Annotated in this window: 18 protein-coding genes and 2 pseudogenes; 11 read left to right on the top strand and 9 right to left on the bottom strand. The window is 45.6% G+C overall.

The genetic code is table 11. The features are described from left to right. The first annotated feature begins 1 nt into the window (after position 1). The gene (locus NDI42_RS00750; RefSeq protein WP_190454134.1) at positions 2-343 is read left to right on the top strand and encodes a hypothetical protein; all 342 of its coding nucleotides are present in this window, start codon (positions 2-4) and stop codon (positions 341-343) included. Here NDI42_RS00750 and NDI42_RS00745 read toward each other — a convergent pair. Both NDI42_RS00745 and NDI42_RS00740 read right to left on the bottom strand, forming a co-directional pair. Further along, a complete protein-coding gene (locus NDI42_RS00745) occupies positions 324-1,202 on the bottom strand; it encodes an IS630 family transposase (protein ID WP_190454131.1) in 879 nt (292 codons plus the stop codon). The two genes, NDI42_RS00750 and NDI42_RS00745, sit on opposite strands and share 20 nt — an antisense overlap. Before the next feature lie 228 nt (positions 1,203-1,430). Next, positions 1,431-2,738 carry a cation:proton antiporter gene (locus tag NDI42_RS00740; protein WP_242017598.1) on the bottom strand — a complete coding sequence of 436 codons (1,308 nt, stop codon included), beginning with the start codon at positions 2,736-2,738 and terminating at the stop codon, positions 1,431-1,433. A gap of 127 nt (positions 2,739-2,865) precedes the next feature. Between NDI42_RS00740 and NDI42_RS00735 the strand changes: the two are divergent. The 5 genes and pseudogenes from NDI42_RS00735 to NDI42_RS00715 form a co-directional block, all read left to right on the top strand. Continuing rightward, positions 2,866-4,245 (top strand): annotated as a pseudogene (locus NDI42_RS00735) (cytochrome P450). A gap of 313 nt (positions 4,246-4,558) precedes the next feature. Then, on the top strand, positions 4,559-4,792 hold the full coding sequence (locus tag NDI42_RS00730) for a hypothetical protein (protein WP_348231350.1): 234 nt from the start codon (positions 4,559-4,561) through the stop codon (positions 4,790-4,792). A gap of 225 nt (positions 4,793-5,017) precedes the next feature. Next, complete coding sequence (locus NDI42_RS00725; protein ID WP_348231349.1) at positions 5,018-5,389, top strand: hypothetical protein; 372 nt, start codon at positions 5,018-5,020, stop codon at positions 5,387-5,389. Between the two features lie 86 nt (positions 5,390-5,475). Next, positions 5,476-6,510 (top strand): glycosyltransferase family 4 protein, encoded by a 1,035-nt coding sequence (locus NDI42_RS00720; RefSeq protein ID WP_190454125.1) that lies wholly within the window; start codon positions 5,476-5,478, stop codon positions 6,508-6,510. Between the two features lie 65 nt (positions 6,511-6,575). Next, positions 6,576-6,722, top strand: a pseudogene (locus tag NDI42_RS00715) (glycosyltransferase family 4 protein); the annotation flags it as partial. Between the two features lie 200 nt (positions 6,723-6,922). On the opposite strand, the gene NDI42_RS00710 reads toward NDI42_RS00715, so the two are convergent. Both NDI42_RS00710 and NDI42_RS00705 read right to left on the bottom strand, forming a co-directional pair. Further along, positions 6,923-8,422 carry a glycoside hydrolase 100 family protein gene (locus tag NDI42_RS00710; RefSeq protein ID WP_190454122.1) on the bottom strand — a complete coding sequence of 500 codons (1,500 nt, stop codon included), beginning with the start codon at positions 8,420-8,422 and terminating at the stop codon, positions 6,923-6,925. A 146-nt stretch (positions 8,423-8,568) separates the two neighbouring features. Beyond that, a complete protein-coding gene (locus NDI42_RS00705) occupies positions 8,569-8,691 on the bottom strand; it encodes a hypothetical protein (protein WP_348231348.1) in 123 nt (40 codons plus the stop codon). Positions 8,692-8,854: 163 nt separating this feature from the next. Here NDI42_RS00705 and NDI42_RS00700 point away from each other — a divergent pair, with 163 nt between their 5' ends. Next, the gene (locus tag NDI42_RS00700) at positions 8,855-11,152 is read left to right on the top strand and encodes an amylo-alpha-1,6-glucosidase (protein WP_190454120.1); all 2,298 of its coding nucleotides are present in this window, start codon (positions 8,855-8,857) and stop codon (positions 11,150-11,152) included. A 38-nt stretch (positions 11,153-11,190) separates the two neighbouring features. Here NDI42_RS00700 and NDI42_RS00695 read toward each other — a convergent pair whose 3' ends face one another. Next, positions 11,191-11,499, bottom strand: a complete 309-nt coding sequence (locus tag NDI42_RS00695) for a DUF2973 domain-containing protein (protein ID WP_190427891.1) — start codon at positions 11,497-11,499, stop codon at positions 11,191-11,193. A 43-nt stretch (positions 11,500-11,542) separates the two neighbouring features. Next, positions 11,543-11,872, bottom strand: coding sequence for a DUF2605 domain-containing protein (locus NDI42_RS00690; protein WP_190427890.1), 330 nt, complete (start codon positions 11,870-11,872; stop codon positions 11,543-11,545). Positions 11,873-12,113: 241 nt separating this feature from the next. Here NDI42_RS00690 and thrS point away from each other — a divergent pair, with 241 nt between their 5' ends. The 4 genes from thrS (at position 12,114) to NDI42_RS00670 (ending at position 16,270) form a co-directional block, all read left to right on the top strand. Then, a complete protein-coding gene (gene thrS, locus NDI42_RS00685; RefSeq protein ID WP_190454117.1) occupies positions 12,114-13,967 on the top strand; it encodes a threonine--tRNA ligase in 1,854 nt (617 codons plus the stop codon). 163 nt (positions 13,968-14,130) lie between these two features. After that, positions 14,131-14,712: a hypothetical protein gene (locus NDI42_RS00680; protein WP_190454114.1), complete on the top strand. Its 582-nt coding sequence runs from the start codon at positions 14,131-14,133 to the stop codon at positions 14,710-14,712. 59 nt (positions 14,713-14,771) lie between these two features. Beyond that, the gene (thrB, locus tag NDI42_RS00675) at positions 14,772-15,737 is read left to right on the top strand and encodes a homoserine kinase (RefSeq protein ID WP_190454111.1); all 966 of its coding nucleotides are present in this window, start codon (positions 14,772-14,774) and stop codon (positions 15,735-15,737) included. 23 nt (positions 15,738-15,760) lie between these two features. Beyond that, positions 15,761-16,270 carry a hypothetical protein gene (locus NDI42_RS00670; RefSeq protein WP_190454108.1) on the top strand — a complete coding sequence of 170 codons (510 nt, stop codon included), beginning with the start codon at positions 15,761-15,763 and terminating at the stop codon, positions 16,268-16,270. A gap of 51 nt (positions 16,271-16,321) precedes the next feature. On the opposite strand, the gene NDI42_RS00665 is transcribed toward NDI42_RS00670, so the two are convergent. From NDI42_RS00665 to NDI42_RS00655, 3 genes are all read right to left on the bottom strand, one after another. Continuing rightward, positions 16,322-17,155, bottom strand: coding sequence for a M48 family metallopeptidase (locus tag NDI42_RS00665; RefSeq protein ID WP_190454105.1), 834 nt, complete (start codon positions 17,153-17,155; stop codon positions 16,322-16,324). Positions 17,156-17,331: 176 nt separating this feature from the next. Further along, positions 17,332-18,027 carry a TIGR00266 family protein gene (locus tag NDI42_RS00660; RefSeq protein ID WP_190454102.1) on the bottom strand — a complete coding sequence of 232 codons (696 nt, stop codon included), beginning with the start codon at positions 18,025-18,027 and terminating at the stop codon, positions 17,332-17,334. Positions 18,028-18,074: 47 nt separating this feature from the next. Continuing rightward, the gene (locus NDI42_RS00655) at positions 18,075-18,752 is read right to left on the bottom strand and encodes a TIGR00266 family protein (protein WP_190454099.1); all 678 of its coding nucleotides are present in this window, start codon (positions 18,750-18,752) and stop codon (positions 18,075-18,077) included. Positions 18,753-18,785 lie beyond the last annotated feature (33 nt).

The following is an 18,785-nucleotide window of genomic DNA, read 5'->3' as shown; positions in this document are numbered from 1 at the left end:
TATGTATATTTTGTGTGATGGCAATTGGGACAGACCAGAAATAGAGATATCTGATTCATCACAAGACCTAATTAGACTTGGAGGGCTTCTCTTAAGCATCGATGGAGATTTTAAGTTACAGGCAAACCCAAGAAAGTCCGAATTCTATCCAGAGAATCTTGAAGCTGTCTCAATGAGGTTAATTACAAGCACAAATGCAGAACAATTAGATTTAATAAAAGTTTTTATCGATAACAAAAATCTTGTGATTGAAGGCTCTAAATTAGGCTTTTATAAGCTGGGCAGTTCTTTAATAAACTATTTTATAGCCATAGCCACTTTCATTAGGACGCTGCTTGCTTGAGAACGATTTCTATCGCATCGCGTAAATTATTCGATTTGGCTAACAGTTTGCGAATCCGGTTTTTTAACCATGCCCAAGACTTTTCAATCCGATTGAGGTCTGGCGAATAGGGTGGCAGATAGACCACCCGACACCCTGCGGCTTCAATCAATTGGACAATCCGACCGCCATGATGAAACGTCGCATTATCCACAATCACCCACTCCCCCGGACGCAAAACCGGAATCAAGCACGTCTCTAGCCAGGTTTCAAACACGGTGCGATTGCACGCGCCCTCGACCGTAAATGGCGCAATCAATCCACCATCCCGATATCCAGCGATCATGTTAATCCGTCCCTGCCGCCGACCCGATTTGAGGTCGTAGAAGCGTTCCCCGACGGCTGAGTATCCGTAACCGTAGTTATCCCGTTCATCCATGCCCGACTCATCGACATACACCAAGTGGGGGGCTTTCGGGTTCTCCAGTTCTACTAAGAAGGCTGCCCGTTTGGCTTCATCCCGTTGGCAATACCCATACGTTTTTTTTTTACGAGTGTGTCCAATCTTCCGTAACGCCCTCGAAATCGTGCGCTGACTGATCTCTCCCTCCCATAGCTGTGCCATCTCGGTTTGGGTTTTATCCCCATGCTCTTTGACGAAGACCCGAAACTTCTCCCAATCGCTGATTTTGCCTTTCTGTTGTGATGCTTGCCTTGGCTTTGGCTTAACATCTCCCGTTTCGGCTTGGCGCTGAAACCACAAGTTAATGGTATTGCGGCTGATATTGAACAGTTGGCTCGCCTCACTTTTCTTGAGACCGTCCAACTCAATCGCTTGCATTACTTTTTCCCGGAAGTCATCACTGTAAGGTTTAGCCATTGAAATAGGTAGACGCAATGGGAATCCTTCTAGCTTACGTCCTAACCTGCATGGCTATAGCTATACTAAAAATAGTCAAAACGGTAATCATTTTCATTTAGACTACGTCCAAGGAGATCCTCTACTAGCACCTACTAACTGCCATATAATATTTTTGTGTAATAGTCAATTTAATTAGCATACAAAGTTTCTCGTTACCAGGTCAAACCTGGTAACGAGGTCGAAGCTTTAACTGTTAGCTTCTACCTCCTCATTATTCTCTACTTTCTTGATTTTCCGCTCATACCAGTTCATCAAAGGAGTTGCGCTAATCCCATGTAGAAGTACAGAAATCACGATAACAATGTAAGTAATCCAGGCTATTTGTTCGCCCAAAGTGTCTTTTAATCCTTCGCCAAAGGCATAGGAAAGATAATACAAAGAGCCGACACCGCGAATGCCAAACCACCCAAATAGCGAGCTGGTTGCAGGGCCAAAGTTACGTCCGAGCAAGCTAATCCAAATTCCCAAAGGACGAATTGCAAATAATAACAATACTGCCACTAAGATTCCTTGACCCGCGTAGTCGCGCATTGGTGCATATCTTAGTATTGTCCCCAATATCAAAATTGTTGCTACCTCCAGCAGTTTTTCAATTTGCTCGGTAAATTCAAATCGAGATTTTTGCTTTTCTGAATCTTCGTAAGTGCGCTGAACCACCACTCCAGCAACAAAAACCGCGAGAAAGCCATAACCGTTAACAACTTCTGTGAAGGAATAGGTCAGCAAAATTGTACTCAGCGCCACGAAATCTTCCATCAAGTTATCGACAGGGCGGAATTTTTGCAGTCGCTTGTCAATCCAGCCAACGCTTTTTGCTACAACAATTCCCATCACGATGGCGGCGGCGATCGCCCAAAGTAAATCAACAACTACCCACTCTTTAAACCAATTTTCCCAGTTGTTATCTTTTAAGGAGTGAATGCCGAAATAAACAAAGGGAAAAGCTAAGGCATCATTCAACCCGCCTTCAGAAGTCAAACCAAAGCGCAGCTCATCCCGATCGTCCATATTTTCCATCTGGACTTCTGAGGCTAATACTGGATCTGTGGGGGCGAGAATTCCTCCCAATAAAATAGCAGGCCCCCAGGGAATTCCTAACAGCCAATGACCGACCCCAGCGATCGCAAAAATTGAAATCGGCATCAGCAACCCAATCAGCCGCGCCGTGATATTCCAAGACCACAAATTCAGCGGACGATTCATCTTCAGCCCGCAGCTAAATACTGAGACAATCACCACAAATTCCGCCAGTCGTTCCAGAAACTCGGCATCTGGTCGGATCTGAACCAACTTAGTCCCGTATGGCCCCAACAAAATACCTACAATCAGGTAAATGATGGCATAGGAGAGAGGTAAACGGGCAATCCAGCCCGAACCCAACGTCACCATAAGCAGGAGTAGACCAATAACCAGCAGGTCAAGAATATATATATCTACAGGAGGGAAAAGCGCTTGGAGCATACAGTTAGCGATCGCACGATTGGCAACAAACATCTGAGCTTACTGCGAAGTCTCCCCGCTCTAAATCATCCTGTGTGATTATTTGTTATCCAGGTTGTGTATACCGTTGTACTTATGCCAACTTAGTTGGTGATGGACAATCAATATATTCTTAAAAACTATTATGATGCCTCCTAGTCCGACGACTCCAAAAATACTACAGATGCTCCAGTGGCTGGCAAACCCGATGACGTTTATGGATGCTTGCGCCGCACGTTATGGAGATATTTTCACCTTGCCATTAGGCGCGAAACTTGCCCCAGTGGTGTTTACAAGCAATCCCCAAGCGCTTCAAGAGATTTTGACAGATTCAAAGCATTTTGAAGCCCCAGGTGATACTAACCAGCTTTTCCAGCCTTTTCTAGGAGATCGTTCCGTGATTACGGTGAGTGGCACGCGCTGACGCTGGTGGCGCCAGCTGTTAATGCCTCCCTTTCATGGGGAACGGATGCGAACCTACGGACAGGTGATGGGCAATGTCACAAAGCAAGTAATTAACCAGTGGAAAATTGGTCAACTGTTCTGCGTCCGTTCATCCACGCAAGCGATCGCTATGCGGGTGATTTTGAAGGCAGTGTTTGGTATAAATGAAGGATCACCCTGTCATTAGCTAGAGCAACTCCTCAGCGCTATGCTAGATGACATGAGTTCTCCCTTGAGTGTCGCTTTTCTTTATTTTCCGGCTCTGCAAAAGGATTGAGGTGCCTGGAGTCCGTGGGGAAAGTTTGTGCGCCGCAGACACCAAGTTGACAAACTCATCTACGATCAGATTCAGGAACACCGAGCGCACCCCGACCCATCTCGCACAGATATTCTCACCTTGCTAATGTCTGCTCGTGGCGAAGCGGGGGAGGCGATGACGGATGTGGAGTTACGCGATGAATTGATGACCTTGTTAGTGGCAGGTCACGAAACTACGGCAACTGCCTTGGCTTGGGCGTTGTACTGGATTCACAAGCTGCCATCGGTGCGCCAGAAGCTACTACAGGAACTCAATAGCCTTGGTGATGACCCAGACCCCAGCGCTATTTTTAAACTGCCCTATCTCAACGCTGTCTGCTGTGATCTGCGAATTTACCCGGTTGGGATGCTGCTCTTACCACGGGTGGTGAAAGCAGCGCGAACTCTTATGGGTTACGAACTCGCTCCGGGTACAGTGATAGTCGGTTCCATTTATCTGACGCACCGCCGCGAGGATTTATACCCGGAACCAGAGCAGTTTAAGCCAGAACGCTTTCTGGAACGTCAATTTTCACCTTATGAATACCTGCCCTTTGGCGGAGGCAGTCGGCGCTGTATTGGTTTAAGTTTTGCCCAGTTTGAAATGAAAGTGGTACTCGCCGAGATGCTTTCACGCTTTGATCTGGCACTGGCAGATAATCGTGAGGTGAAACCTGTACGCCGTGGTTTAGTTTCAGCTCCCAATGGCAGTGTGCGGATGATGGTCACGGGCGAACGTCTTCATTCTCCAACGCCCCAATTAACTTCTAGTAGCGTATAAGTTTGTGAAAGCAATTTGTATTTGAGCATAAAAGAGCGATCGCTATCCGTAAATGCACTCACGATACTTGTAGTTATAGTCGTCGGGTGTGCAATGCAGTTTTCTCGGAAACGTTGCGGATTTATCCCGTAGCGATGCTGGCTTTGGCTCAAAGTGTAAGATCGCCCCTTAGCTTAATTGGCGATCAGTTTGATGTGGATACATGGCTTTCTCCCTGTATTTATCTTTTCCCCATTGGGAAGATATATACGCATAACCGAAGCGTTTCAAACTGGAGGGTTTTCTAAAAAGACAATTTTCTCCTAATAAATATTTGCCTTTGGGTCGCAGCAACTACTGCTGTATTAACATCGCATTTGCCATCTTGGAAATAAAACTGATTCTCGTTACAATTGGGTCGCTTTATCAATTGGCTCTTAGCGATAGTCCAGTAAAGCCTCTACCCTGTGGTGTCGCCTTAGCGCCCCTAGCCAGTATGCGAATGTTTGTGACTTCCAAAGGTTATGACAAATCCCCAACTTTTCATAGTAGCGCTACTTCTGCATAAACTACGGCGCGATCGCATCCTCTTTTCAACCCTCTTTTGTAGAGACGGCGATTTACCTCAAGTCTTCTACTGACTTTCCCCTAGCTAGACTTGAAATTGCGCCTTGCTCCCGATCTAAGTTTTAGCTAAACTTTTACCGTAACTTTGCAAATTCTTTGTATCTTCTTCATTTTCCCCCCTAGTCAAGCACAGTATGTTTAATGTAGGAGTAACAGGTCAAGGGTGATGTGGATAATTAATACAGTTTTAATTTTTGCAGGGATAGCTTTTATAAGTTTGTTCTGGGGAAAATTTGCTGAAGAAGTAATTAGGGCTATGAGCTTTTTCTTCTCAGGATTCCAATCAATATTAATTGTAATTTTCCAATTGTTACGTCATGCCCTTGTTGGAGCAATCATTGGAGCAGTAGGCGGTATAGTTTTTTCTGCAATATTTCATATTTCTGGCGCTCCAATGAATGTGGTATGGCAAGTTGCTGTTGCAGTAGCATTAGGCTCTTTTTCAGTGTGGATGCTCAAAGCTTTGGTAGAAGAGTGGAGTAACTTGTATTGGAGTATTCGTAATGCCAGACGCAACACCTATCGCCAGCGGCGATAGAAGTTGATTGCACTCATGGCTTCTGGCGTTTCTAAAGATAAGCAATTTAAGCTAAGATTGGAAATCGCCAACTTCCTGTTTGTATTATGAGAATTGCCCAAATTGCTCCACTGTGGGAACGAGTACCACCCTTTCGCTATGGAGGAATTGAGCTAATTGTCAGTTTATTGACAGATGAATTAGTTCAACGCGGTCATGAAGTCACATTATTTGCCTCTGGAGATTCCCTCACGACTGCTCAGCTTAAATCAGTGCATGAGCAGGCACTGCGGTTAGATCCCAAAATTAAGGAGCATGGACTTTATGAGCAAATGATACTTTCTCAGGTCTATCAACAGGCGCATCACTTTGATATTATTCATTCCCACGTCGGTTGTGCAGCCCTACCTTATACTGCTTTTGTAACAACACCAACCGTACACACTACCCACGGCATCTTTACGCCGGATAACGAGAAAATATTCCGGCAATTTAGATGGCAGCCTTATATCAGCATCAGCGAAGCGCAGCGAGAACCCAAACTAGGTTTAAATTACATCCACACGGTCTACAACGGCATTGACCCAGATGTCTATTACTTCCAAGAAAAGCCTTCTCAACCAACTTATCTAGCCTTTGTTGGTCGCCTCTCACCGGAAAAAGGGCCAGAAGGAGCGATTAAAATTGCCCGTGCCATCGGCTTACCTCTGAAAATGGCTGGCAAAATTGATGTAGTCGATAGGGAATATTATAAGGAAATTCTGGAACCGCTGATTGACGGCGAACAAATCCAGTATTTGGGGGAAGTGTCCCACGAGGAAAAGGTGCAGCTACTGGGAGGCGCTACAGTGACGCTATTCCCGATTACTTGGCGCGAACCATTTGGCTTAGTGATGATTGAATCGATGGCAACTGGTACGCCGGTGATTGGTATCGCAATGGGTTCGGTGCCAGAAGTCATCGCGCATGGTAAAACTGGGTTTGTTTGCCACTCCATAGAAGACATGATTTCAGCAATTCCAGAGGCAATGAAGTTAAATCGGCAGACTTGCCGAGACTACGTTTTAAGCCGTTTTAGCGTTCAAAAAATGGTGGACGAGTACGAAAAAACTTACCAGATGGCACTGCTGGGGAATGGCTGATGAAATTACGGATTGCACAAATTTCCCCGGTCTTGGAACGAGTTGCATCGTAGGATTAAGGTGGTATTGAGTTAATACTTAGCTATCTGGCAGATGAGTTGGTGCGTCGAGGTCATGATGTCACCTTATTTGCCTATAGAGATTCTCAAACTTTGGCTCAGTTAGAGTCAGTTTACCCGGTAGTGCGCTTAGATCCATACAAAGCTGCTTATCAACAAGTCCTCGCTTGAAGTGATAACTTCTCGTTCCCAGGCTGAGCCTGGGAATGCTACAATAGGTGGCTCTGCCTCCGGCTATACTATTAACTCGTCAGCCATTTCTTTACAATCTCCTTGACACTTCAAGCACTCTTTTTCTTCAAAATATTTAAGATGAGGCAGAGCCTCTAGATGTGTCTTTCCAACGGGAATACCTACAATCTTGATGATAACGGCTTGCTCTTAGGCTCTATATAGTCATCAAAGCCAATTAACTTTAAATGCTTTGAACCATCCTTACCAATCAGTTCTTTTGCTAATAAGTAACCAGCACAAGTCCAAGTTTGATTTCTTCTAGCTTCTCTGCCAATTAAATGTCCGGTATGCCCATCATAGTATTCTGGCCATTCATCTTTTTGCAAACGTTTTCCAGCAAGTTCAATGGCTGAACTTGCAAAGTTTAAATATTCCTGTTCGCCAACTTTTTGAGCAGCTGCTGCCCACATCCACATCAGAACAGGCCAGCTGCCACCATTATGATAAGACCAAGGACTATTTTTTGGATCGCAGCCCGTGACAATTTTCCACTCTTGACCGTCTATAGCTGCATAACAGATTTTAAAGGGCATCTGTCCAAGAAGCTCTTTTTTGCGTTCTTTGATCAGCTTCATAATTTTTTCTGACATATCCTTGGTGGCTAGAGAAGATACAATTGCCATCAAGTTGCCTAGAGAAAAGAAACGGAAATCCATTTGCGAAGGGCCAATATTACCAATTAGATAACCACCATCTTCTGGTATCCAATCATCTAAATTAGCATAGGGAATGGAGTTAGCATATATATTGTACTTATTGATAGCTGTTTCTCCATATTCCTCGACATTGTACTGATAGGTTTTATTCAATTCTTCCATATCCATCCAATATTCATCCCGCATATGGTTAGCGAGATCGATTAATCGTTTCTTGATTTCTGGAATAAGTTCTTTATTACTGTGATTTTTCCGATCTAGTAGCTCATCAGCAGCACGCAAGGCAGCATAAAATAGCACTTGGATTTCTAAAGGATAACCATAGATACCCATCCGACGGTCAATCATACAAGCACCATCGGGTACTAAGATAGTTGGCTCTCGATCGAAGCGATCGCTAAAGCAGAGTTCCAAAATTAACCTGATGCCTTCTTGGAAGTCAATTCGATGGACTAAAGCAGTTTTTCCGGTTGCTTTCCAATACGCCCGCAACAGGATAATCCACCAGAGGCTAGAATCAACAGGCGTGACTCTAGCGATCGCGTGTTGACCAAAATCAGGTTCCAGCTTTTCTTTCCCCTGCTTTTTAAGAATTTTGAAGCTTGCAGGCATCAAAACTCGCCCGGTGTTTAAAAAAGTGCTTGACCTTTCTTGCTGATGCAGTTCTAATGTTACTTCAAGAAAGTTTTTAACAATTTCTTTGCCCTTGATTAACTGTAATTTTCCATTAATAGTAATTTCAAAGTCACCTTTTATAAGAAACAGAAGTGCTACAGGAATAAAATCCCGAATAAAAACTTGATCATAATTGAGCATGTCCTTACTAACTTTGGTACGCTCATTTTCTTTCCGATTTTTTTTAGCAGTATAGGCTGCTGGCGTGCCTACCAAACTTCCTTTATAGGAAATTAGCGACTCAACAAGTATCCTCATTGCTTCTATTTCCAGTGCATTTTCTTCCATAGGACGCAAACCTCTACAATTTTCATATCAACTATAGCAAGATGCAGCTTTCTCTTCGCCGCTCGTAATGAGGAGAATTGGACAACAACTTTAAAATAGAGCTTAATAGAGCTTAGGATAGAAAGTGGGTGTATAATTAAAAGTTTTTATAATGCTCCCAGGCAACAAACGGCACGAGTGACTTGGGAAGCCAGGGGGAACAAGCGATCGCTTGCTCTGGCGGCATGACAAAACAGAAAATTGGGTTGCGTGGGAATAGTTAGGCACATAGTTGATTAAATTTGTAGAAGTGTGAAAAAGGCGCATATCTTGCAACCTTGACATCTAGTAGGATGTCAGGGAGTTTTGTGGGTCAAACTTCTACCATGATGATAGTGCGACCCAAATAAAGCCCTCACAAACAAGCTGTATTCTTGAGCAGAAACCTGATTCATGGCACCAGATACTCTTGAACTGGAAGGAAAAACCTATATTCGGGCTGACGAACTACCCATCCCGGAATGGCCTTGCGTTTTGGGCGATCGCCCCCAGCCGACTCTTACCATTAAAGATAATGACCTATTTTTAGTTACCGACACGCTGGGCAACATTTCTGGGTGTTTAGGCGATGACATGAACTCCAGCATGGGGTTGTTCTGCGCTGATACCCGCTTCCTCAGCCGCCTGGAGTTGCAAATTAACGAACGTCCTCCGGTATTGCTCAGCAGCACAGCTGATAAAGGGTTTGCCCTTTCAGTTTTGTGTACCAATCCGAGTATGGACGGAGGAGTGCGATTAGAAGGAGGAGATAAATTAGAACCAGAGGGGCAAATAGATGGCGGGGCGATGTTTGATTTTGCTCCCCTACGCGCCGACACCATAGGGATTGCGCGGGAAATTGTTCTCAATGGAGCGCTGTTTGAAGAATTAACAGTCTCCAACTACAGCACCAATTCAATTAGCTTTCAACTCAGTCTCAGCTTTGATGCGGATTTTGTGGACTTATTTGTAGTCCGAGGCTACGCTCGAAAACATCGGGGACAGCTCTTACGAGCAGTGCCGAAAGGTGAAACCGCAGAAAAAGAAAATCTTGAGCTGAAATTAGCTTATCAAGGGCTGGATGGCTCTTTGATGGAATCTCACATCGAGTTTGTTCATCTCCAACCAGACTCACTGAGAGGTTACACGGCAGTTTGGCAGCTAGAGCTGGATTCCCACGAAACCCAGAAACTGGGCTATCGGCTGCAAATGCGGATAAAAAATCGGCCCGCTTCGAGTGTACCTGCACCAGTAACTCTAGTACAAGCGAGAGCCGCAGAGTTATCAGAGCAGCAAGATTGGCGCAATCACGTTACGCGGATTCGTTCGGACAAAAATACCTTTAATCGGGTGATTGAACGGGCTGAACAGGATGTTTATTTGCTGCGGCAATCTTTCGGTAAGGGCAAGGTACTCTCAGCTGGGGTGCCGTGGTTTTCCACGCTGTTTGGACGCGACTCGATCATTGCGGCATCGCAAACCTTGATGCTCGATCCGACCATTGCCCGCGAAACTCTAACTATTTTGGCTGACTACCAAGGTAAGAATGAGGATGATTGGCGCGACGAGCAGCCGGGGAAGATTTTGCACGAGTTGCGAATGGGGGAAATGGCTCGTTGTCAAGAAATTCCTCATACGCCTTATTACGGGACTGTGGATGCTACGCCGTTGTGGTTAATGCTGTATGCGGAATATTTTGCCTGGACAGCGGATCGGGAAACTCTTGAACTACTGTGGCCTAATGCTTTGGCGGCGATGGATTGGATTGACCGCAGCTGCCAGGAAACGGGCTATCTGAGTTACCAACGTCAATCGAAGCGGGGTTTGGCGAATCAGGGTTGGAAAGACTCTGGTGATTGTATTGTGAATCGCAAGGGGCAGCTGGCGATGGGCGCGATCGCTTTGTCGGAAGTGCAGGCATATGTCTATTCTGCTAAACTCCGCCTTGCAGAAATCGCCCGGATGAAGAAGCGGTTAGACCTGTCGGATCGATGGCAAGACGAGGCGAGAGACTTGAAGAACCGCTTTAATCGCGATTTTTGGATGGCAGAGGAAGGCTTCTGCGCTCTGGCTTTGGATGGCGACGGCAATCAGGTTGATAGTATTACTTCTAATCCCGGCCACTGTCTGAATTTAGGCATTTTCTTGCCGGAAAAAGCTTATAGCGTAGCGGAACGGCTGCAAGCGCCGGATATGTTCAACGGCTGGGGGATTCGCACTTTGAGCAGTTTGTCCCCAGCATACAATCCGATGGGCTACCATGTAGGGTCGGTTTGGCCTCACGATAATGCTCTGATTGCGATGGGAGTGCGATCGCTAGGGCTTATCGATCAAGCTCTGGAACTTGCCAAAGCTTTGTTTGATATGGCCATACAGCAGCCTTATCAGCGACCGCCAGAACTATTTTGCGGCTACGACCGAACAGAGGATAACGCACCAGTCAAATATCCCGTAGCTTGTTCTCCGCAAGCTTGGGCAACTGGCAGCATCTTTCAGCTGCTGCAAATGATGGTTAATTTGGTGCCAGATGCTCCTAATAACTGCTTACGGATTATTGACCCAGCTTTGCCTGAGTCGATTAATCGTCTGGAGTTACACAACTTGAGAGTTGGAGCAACGCTGCTGGATCTGGAATTTGAGCGTTCTGGCAGTACCACCGCTTGTCGGGTCGCCAAGAAGCGGGGGAACCTCCGAGTCGTGATTGAAGCCTGATTTCTTCATTCCCAGGCGATCGCCTGGGAATGAGAGAATTAATCTTCTTGAGGTTCGCTGCTATTGCCGGGAGACGATTTGTAAAGCGCATCCAATTGTTCGCGGGCATCTTCTACGGACATAGAACGCATCACCAGCAGCGGCTCATTAATTGGGTTCCCGGCATCATCTAACAGTTCCGGGTGCGGTACGGTTCGATAACCAGTGGCGGAAGTCATGTAGGGACCCGATGGTGGGTAACGCCGTGGAGTATCCATACTGCTGATAGTCAACAAGCTGCGGATCATATTCGCGATCGCTAAAAATGCCAAAATGGTAAAGACAACAAGATAAAGCAGGTGTAACATACGATTTTCCTCCAGGCCACACAGTCTAAGTAGGTGTTAGTTTTTATTTGTTATTGCTAGTCGCTTGCTCGGTACGGAACCGCATCCCCACCTGCCAGCACTCCGTTACTAGCTGGTGCCACGGCACCAAAGCAGACGTTTCGATACCAACTTGAGCGCCAGTTGCTAAGAAAAGCATCTGAGCTGTGCTGACTTCAGCTTGAGCTTGCTTTACCCGTTCGAGCAGGTCTGATTGCTGATTTTCACTTAAAAAGGGAATTTCTTCAGTTTCTAAGAGCAGGCGCGATCGCGCAAACCAATACTGAAAATCTTCTAACAACGGTTGTAATACCGTTTTGAGCAATTCGTTTTCCGGCAGGTTGGAAAGGGGCATGATAAAAGCCGAATACTATCCTACTCTAATCTTAACTTACTTTACAATTCTTAATGTTATTTAAAACTTTTTTAATAAAGTCTAGATCCAGGGGGCTTGGGAGGAGGGAAAAATTATTCCCTTTTTCCCTCCTCCCAAGCCCCCCAATCCAAAATTCAAAATTGACTGACCCTTTGTCTTTCAACAACCTGGGTATCATAGAAGCAGTGCTATCACAACAATTCTGTCTATTTTCGCTCTTATGGTTCAGCAGCCAATGCCCCCCGAAGAATCTTCAGCTTCCCAGGATGTGCCAGCAAAGATAAATTTGCCCCGTACCAGTGAATCTGAATCCTTGAAGAAAATCCGTCACACGGCATCCCACGTTATGGCGATGGCGGTGCAAAAGCTGTTTCCTAAGGCACAGGTGACTATCGGCCCGTGGATTGAAAACGGATTTTACTATGACTTTGACAATCCAGAGCCATTTACAGAAAAAGACTTAAAAACCATCCAGAAAGAGATGGTCAAGATTGTCAATCGCAAATTGCCAGTAATTCGGGAAGAAGTCAGCCGCGAGGAAGCCGAAAGCCGAATTAAGGCAATTAATGAGCCTTACAAACTAGAAATATTAGAAGACCTACAAGAACCCATTACCATCTATCATTTGGGAGATCAGTGGTGGGATTTGTGTGCTGGGCCTCATGTAGAAAACACCAGCGAGTTGAATCCAAAAGCTTTTGAATTGGAAAGCGTCGCTGGAGCTTACTGGCGCGGCGATGAAACCAAAGCACAGCTACAGCGAATTTATGCCACGGCTTGGGAATCGCCGGAACAGCTGGCTGAGTACAAGCGACGCAAGGAAGAAGCGCTGCGGCGAGATCACCGCAAGCTAGGCAAAGAACTGGGATTGTTTATTTTTGCCGATCAGGTGGGGCCAGGGTTGCCCCTGTGGACACCAAAAGGAACGGTGTTGCGGAGCGTTCTGGAAGATTTCCTCAAGCAGGAACAGCTCAAACGCGGATACCAGCAGGTAGTAACGCCCCACATCGCCAGAGTTGATTTATTTAAAACCTCTGGACACTGGCAGAAATACAAAGAAGATATGTTCCCGATGATGGCGGAGGATGAGCAAGCGGCGGCGATGGAACAAGGGTTCGCACTCAAGCCGATGAATTGCCCTTTCCACATCCAAATCTATAAGAGCCAGTTGCGCTCTTACCGGGAACTACCGATGCGACTGGCGGAGTTTGGCACCGTCTACCGTTACGAACAATCTGGGGAACTCGGTGGATTAACGCGAGTGCGCGGTTTCACCGTGGATGATTCTCACTTATTTGTAACGCCAGAACAACTTGAGAGCGAATTTCTCAACGTGGTGGATTTGATTCTGTCGGTGTTTAAGAGTCTGCAACTGAAGAACTTTAAGGCGCGTCTGAGTTTCCGCGATCCAAATTCAGACAAGTATATCGGTTCCGATGAAGCTTGGGAAAAAGCTCAAGGTGCGATTCGCCGCGCCGTGGAAACGCTGGGAATGAATTACTTTGAGGGAATTGGGGAAGCAGCATTTTATGGACCTAAACTGGATTTTATCTTCAGCGATGCTCTAGAGCGGGAGTGGCAGCTGGGTACGGTGCAAGTAGACTACAATTTGCCAGAACGTTTTGATTTGGAGTACGTTGCGGCGGATGGTTCCCGCCAACGTCCTGTGATGATTCACCGCGCTCCTTTTGGCTCTTTAGAAAGGTTAATTGGGATTTTAATTGAGGAGTATGCTGGGGATTTCCCGTTGTGGTTAGCGCCAGTACAAGCGCGACTGCTGACAGTAAGCGACGATCAGTTGCCGTTTGCTCAGGAAGTGGTAAACCAAATGCTACGCTGCGGTATTCGCGCCGAAGTTGACACCAGTGGCGAACACCTCAAGAAACAGATTCGCAATGGTGAAAAGGAAAAAATCCCAGTGATGGCAGTTGTGGGAGCGAAAGAGGTGGAAGCTAATAGTTTGAGTATTCGCCTCCGCACTTCAGGTAAGCCAACTCAAGAGTTAGGAGCGATGCCTGTTAGTGAGGTAATTGAGAGAATCAAAGACGCTAAGCTCAACTACGGCAGCTTTTAGAATGTAGGGTGGGTTTTTTCCCACCTTACTGATTATTCCAGAGGATGAAGGAAGCGATCGCTTCCTTTTTCCATTTTTAAGCTCTTTTTCTAACCAATACGGAATCCATAACATTTCTGGTGAAGGGTAAGTATACAAACTTTTATCCTAAACACCAGCCAAAATGGAAAAATTACACGTTTTAGGAACAAGCATTTTTCTAGTAGCATCTATTGGATTTAGTACGTCTCAAGCTGCTGTAAAAAGTGAAAATATTTTGACAGCCGAATCCAACACAATTGAACTAGCCCAAAGTAACTCTAGATTTCGCCCAGATCCAGATTATCCGAATGTCCTTCGCGACTATGGTTGGACTACGCGGCTACCAAAAACTGGTAAAGTAACGGTTCGTGGCAATATTAAACAACTAAATTCAAATCGGCTGTTTACTCGTTGCCCTGCTAATACGGTGGTGGTTGCATTTGCAGAAAGTACAAATTACTTGACGCAAATTTGTTCTAAAGAATATGATTTATCACTTCCTAAGTATTACTTTGGACGTGACAAGAAAAGTGGCAGCAGTCTGAAGATTGTAAATAATGATGGAGATGAAGCTAACCAACTGATTTTTCACAATCGCGGCTACACCTACTTGATTTATGCAGATGGTTCGCGTCCCGAAGGATCGAACGCATATCTAGAGGTGACGCAGCCGAATGGGAAAACTTACGCTGAAGCGCTGCTTTACTTGTACGATCGAAGATAATTTGTAACCCTCACTCTATAAACGGTGCGGGGCTGCTGCTACCAACGCCTAATTTAAAGATGCCCTCTGTTTCTTGCGTAACCGTTACCGTTCCTGCTACGACTGCGAATTTGGGACCTGGATTTGATTGCATTGGGGCAGCTTTGACGCTGTACAATCAGTTCAAGTTCACCCGGCTCGACTCAGCTAAACCGGAATTGAAAATAACTGTCACTGGTGCGGAAGCCGAACGGGTTAACACCAGTGCTGATAATCTGGTTTACGACTCGTTTGTGAAGTTATATCAGCATATCGGTGAAATGCGGCCGTCAGTGGAGATTGAGATTGATTTGGGTGTTCCTCTGGCGCGGGGTTTGGGCAGTTCGGCAACAGCGATCGCGGGTGGGTTGGTTGGTGCTAATCTGTTGGCTGGTTCGCCTTTGAGTCAGGCTGAGGTGATGGAATTAGCGATCGCTATGGAAGGACATCCTGATAATGTGGTTCCGGCGTTGTTGGGGGGTTGTCGTCTGGCGGCTACGGGTTTAAACGAACCGCAGCGCCCAGAACCCAGAGAAGAGGGATGGGAGATTTGTGAGATTCCCTGGCATTCTGATGTTGTTCCGGTGGTGGCAATTCCGGATTTTGAGCTTTCGACTTCTGAGGCGCGACGGGTTTTGCCAAATCAGTACAGTCGTGCTGATGCGATTTTTAATACGGCGCATTTGGGTTTGCTGTTGCGGGGGTTGGAAACTGGACGGGAGGATTGGTTAAGGGCGGCGCTGCAAGACCGCATTCATCAGCCTTATCGGAAAGCTTTGATTCCCGGTTATGATGCTGTACGCGAGGCTGCAATGGCGGCGGGTGCTTTAGGTATGGTGATTAGTGGTGCGGGGCCAACTCTTTTGGCTCTTGTACGCCGTGAGTTGTGTGTGTCTGTGGAAGAAGCGATCGCTACAACTTGGCAACAGGAAGGAATTAAGGCTCAAGTGCGATCGCTCTCAATTGATTTGCACGGCGCAAGCAGCTCCACAGAAGCATTACCATGAATAGATAATCAACTTAAGTAATTATGGAGCCATTGCAGGCAGAAATTGACGCGATTCGCTCTCAACTTGAAGCTTTAAAGCAAGAACGCGAGTCATTGAAAGTAGATCCAGTATTGCCAAGCTATGACTCACCAGAGGCGATTGTTGAGGCTTATCGTCGTCATGCTAGAGAGACATCACAAATGTCTGCTGAAATCAAGGGGATAGATGATGCGATCGCTGCTCTGGAAGCTAAATTAAAGCAGCTGGTCGGGCAACCTCTAGAATTGTTACAAAGGCAGCGCAAACAAAACTCTCTGGAGCAGCAGTTAGATGAGGACAAACAACGCGCTCAGGGTCATGCTGAACGCATTAACGACCTCGCCGCAGAACTGGCAGAAGAAGTACAGGCGCTCAAAGCGATCGCTGACGAAATTAGTACGGATTATTGGCAGTTGCACGGGAAGCCTTTTATTACTGGGTTTAGCCGGGTGACGGTTCCCCATGTCCGTTCAGATGGGGCTGTTTGGACGATTGTGAATAAAGTTGTTTAAGAACCCCTCCCCAACCTCTGCCCGTTGACGGGGAGGGGTTAAGTTTAACGGCTATTCTTTCAAGTTGGAGAGCGTTTCTGGAAAGGGCGATCGCTCTTTTACAGGATAATTTTTCTGCTCGATCAAGCGCTGCAATTCTTTAACACGCCTACCGGGTGCTGGATGGGTAGTTAAGAAATCAAAATTCACACCTTTTTGACGACTCATTCGGGCAAAAAAGTCGGTTGCTCCTGCTACATGACCATAAGTATTTTGTAGCAAAGTAAGTCCAAACTCATCGGCTTGAGATTCTTGAGACTGAGAAAATTGGGATTTGCTGACCGCTTCAACTCCAGAAGCAGCAACTGATGATAGTCCACCCGCATCGCCAAAAATGGTAGCGATCGCGATCGGGAAAATCAGCTGGCGCACTAAACTGCGTAAATGATCGCGATGGGCAAAATGTCCCAACTCATGTCCCAACACCATCATCAGCTCATTTTCAGATTCGATTTGCTTGAGCAAACCCGCGTAGATGATCATGCGATCGCCCGGTAAAGCTAGAGCATTCACCGTATCACCTGGCAAATATAGCACTCGGTAATCCCGCTCTTGTCTCACCTCTTGCGGCAATTTTGTTTCCAGCTTATCTAACAATTGATTCAATGTCTCTTGAGTAGGTGACGGTTTAGCCAACTGTTCGTAAGCCGGAACAATTACAGCACCCAGTTGTTTTTCCACACTGGGAGGAATCACCCATACCAGGCTATTAATCAGCAACCCAAACAGCCAAATAACACCGACAATAAAGCCAATAAACAGCCCCAGAATCATGAGCAGTTGGCGGTTACTTGGGGGCGGATTGCGATTAATAGATGTTGCTGTTGAAGGAATTTCAGAAGACATGATATTAATTATTAGTACCGTGCAATGGCACTTACAAAAGCCGAAAATTAACTTTTAGGTCGGGTTGAACGATAGTGAACCCTACAACTCTCTTAGATTAGCTAGATGTTGGGTGAGGCTCCAAGAGCGCAACCTACGTTTTTAAGTAAGTGCTGCATCCACACAGTATTTTTTTATCAATTACTACTCTTAACTGGACGAAACGGATTCAAGAAATTAATCAGCGCATAAAGCTCCCGCGACTGAATCCATAAACGTCCGTTACCCTGAAAGCGACATACTAATCCTTCACCACCTAAAATTCCAGTCCTCAACCCTTTAAATGACAAACCACCTAACATCTCAACTTTGTATTGTAACGAATCTTCAAACGCTACAATGTAGCCAGTATCTACTACATAATCACCTGCCACTGGAATTTCTACAATTGCTCCATAAGAACTAAACCAGATATCACCTTGTCCAGTTGCACGAAGTAAAAACAAGGACTCTCCACTAAAGAAGCCTTTAAAGCCTTGAAACTTAGTATCGAGTTGAACTGTGGGACTAGCAGCAACAAATCCAGAAGATTGCACCATTAAACCATTACCATTCAGGTAGTAATGCTGAATTTCTCCAGGGACTCCAGGTGAAACATACAGTTCTCCTGCTCTACCTTCAGCGGTGAATTCACTGATAAATAAAGATTCCCCACCCAGCATTCTACCAAGACCTTTCATTAAACCACCTTGCACCTTAGATTTCATTTTGATGCAAGAGTCCATCGCCGCCATTGCTCCTGATTCAACTAACACTGTTTGATTTGTCCTCAAGTCGAACCGTAGGGAAGCATATGCAGGAGAATGTTCGATTTCGTATTTTATTTCATTCATATTTTTAAATTGTTAATTATTTGTTCTCCGTGAAAAATGGCTAATGCTTATCGTGCCGGAAGCTGAGCGCCGACCAGCATACCAAAGGCACCAGGATTGTGAGTTTGGCAAAACACTTTACCTTGTCCTTTAAACCGACAAATGAAACCTTCACCGCCTAAGAAAGAACCGATCAAACTAGAACTTGCTTTTTTTATTTCAAATGTCAGGCTTTTTTCAAAGGCAACAATATGTCCGGTGTCAACAATATATTCACCGTTTACTGATATTTCATAAATTGCCCCGAAGGAACTGAGAAGAACAGAACCCTTACCAGTGACATCTAACCAAAAGATTGATTCCCCAGAAAATAAAGATTTTAAGCCTTGAAATCCCAAGTTAATATCAACATCTGATTCACTGGCTAGGTAAGAAGCAGACTGCACTACTAAACCATCTCCGGTCATTTTATAGGGCAAAATATCGCCCATCAATTTTGGAGCCAGAAATATTTCACCCCCAGCAGTGGGAGAACGGAAGACACTTAAAAATAATGACTCGCCAGCCACCATGCGCTTGAGTCCGCCTAGTATTCCGCCACCTTTTCCTTGGCGTAAAGTGGTACTGGCATTGATGTAACCACTCATGGCAATCATTCTGCCAGCTTCTGCAACTAATTCTTCACCAGCACTTAAAGTAACACGAGCGATCGCGCTGTCTGGTTGATGTAAAATTTCCACATTCATTTGGACAAAATCTCCTAAAATAGTTTTGAAGGT

The sequence above is a fragment of the Funiculus sociatus GB2-C1 genome (assembly GCF_039962115.1).
GTDB lineage: Bacteria > Cyanobacteriota > Cyanobacteriia > Cyanobacteriales > FACHB-T130 > Funiculus > Funiculus sociatus.
The sequence above is the reverse complement of the archived record's forward strand: the minus strand, read 5'-3'. Positions and strand labels throughout refer to the sequence as shown.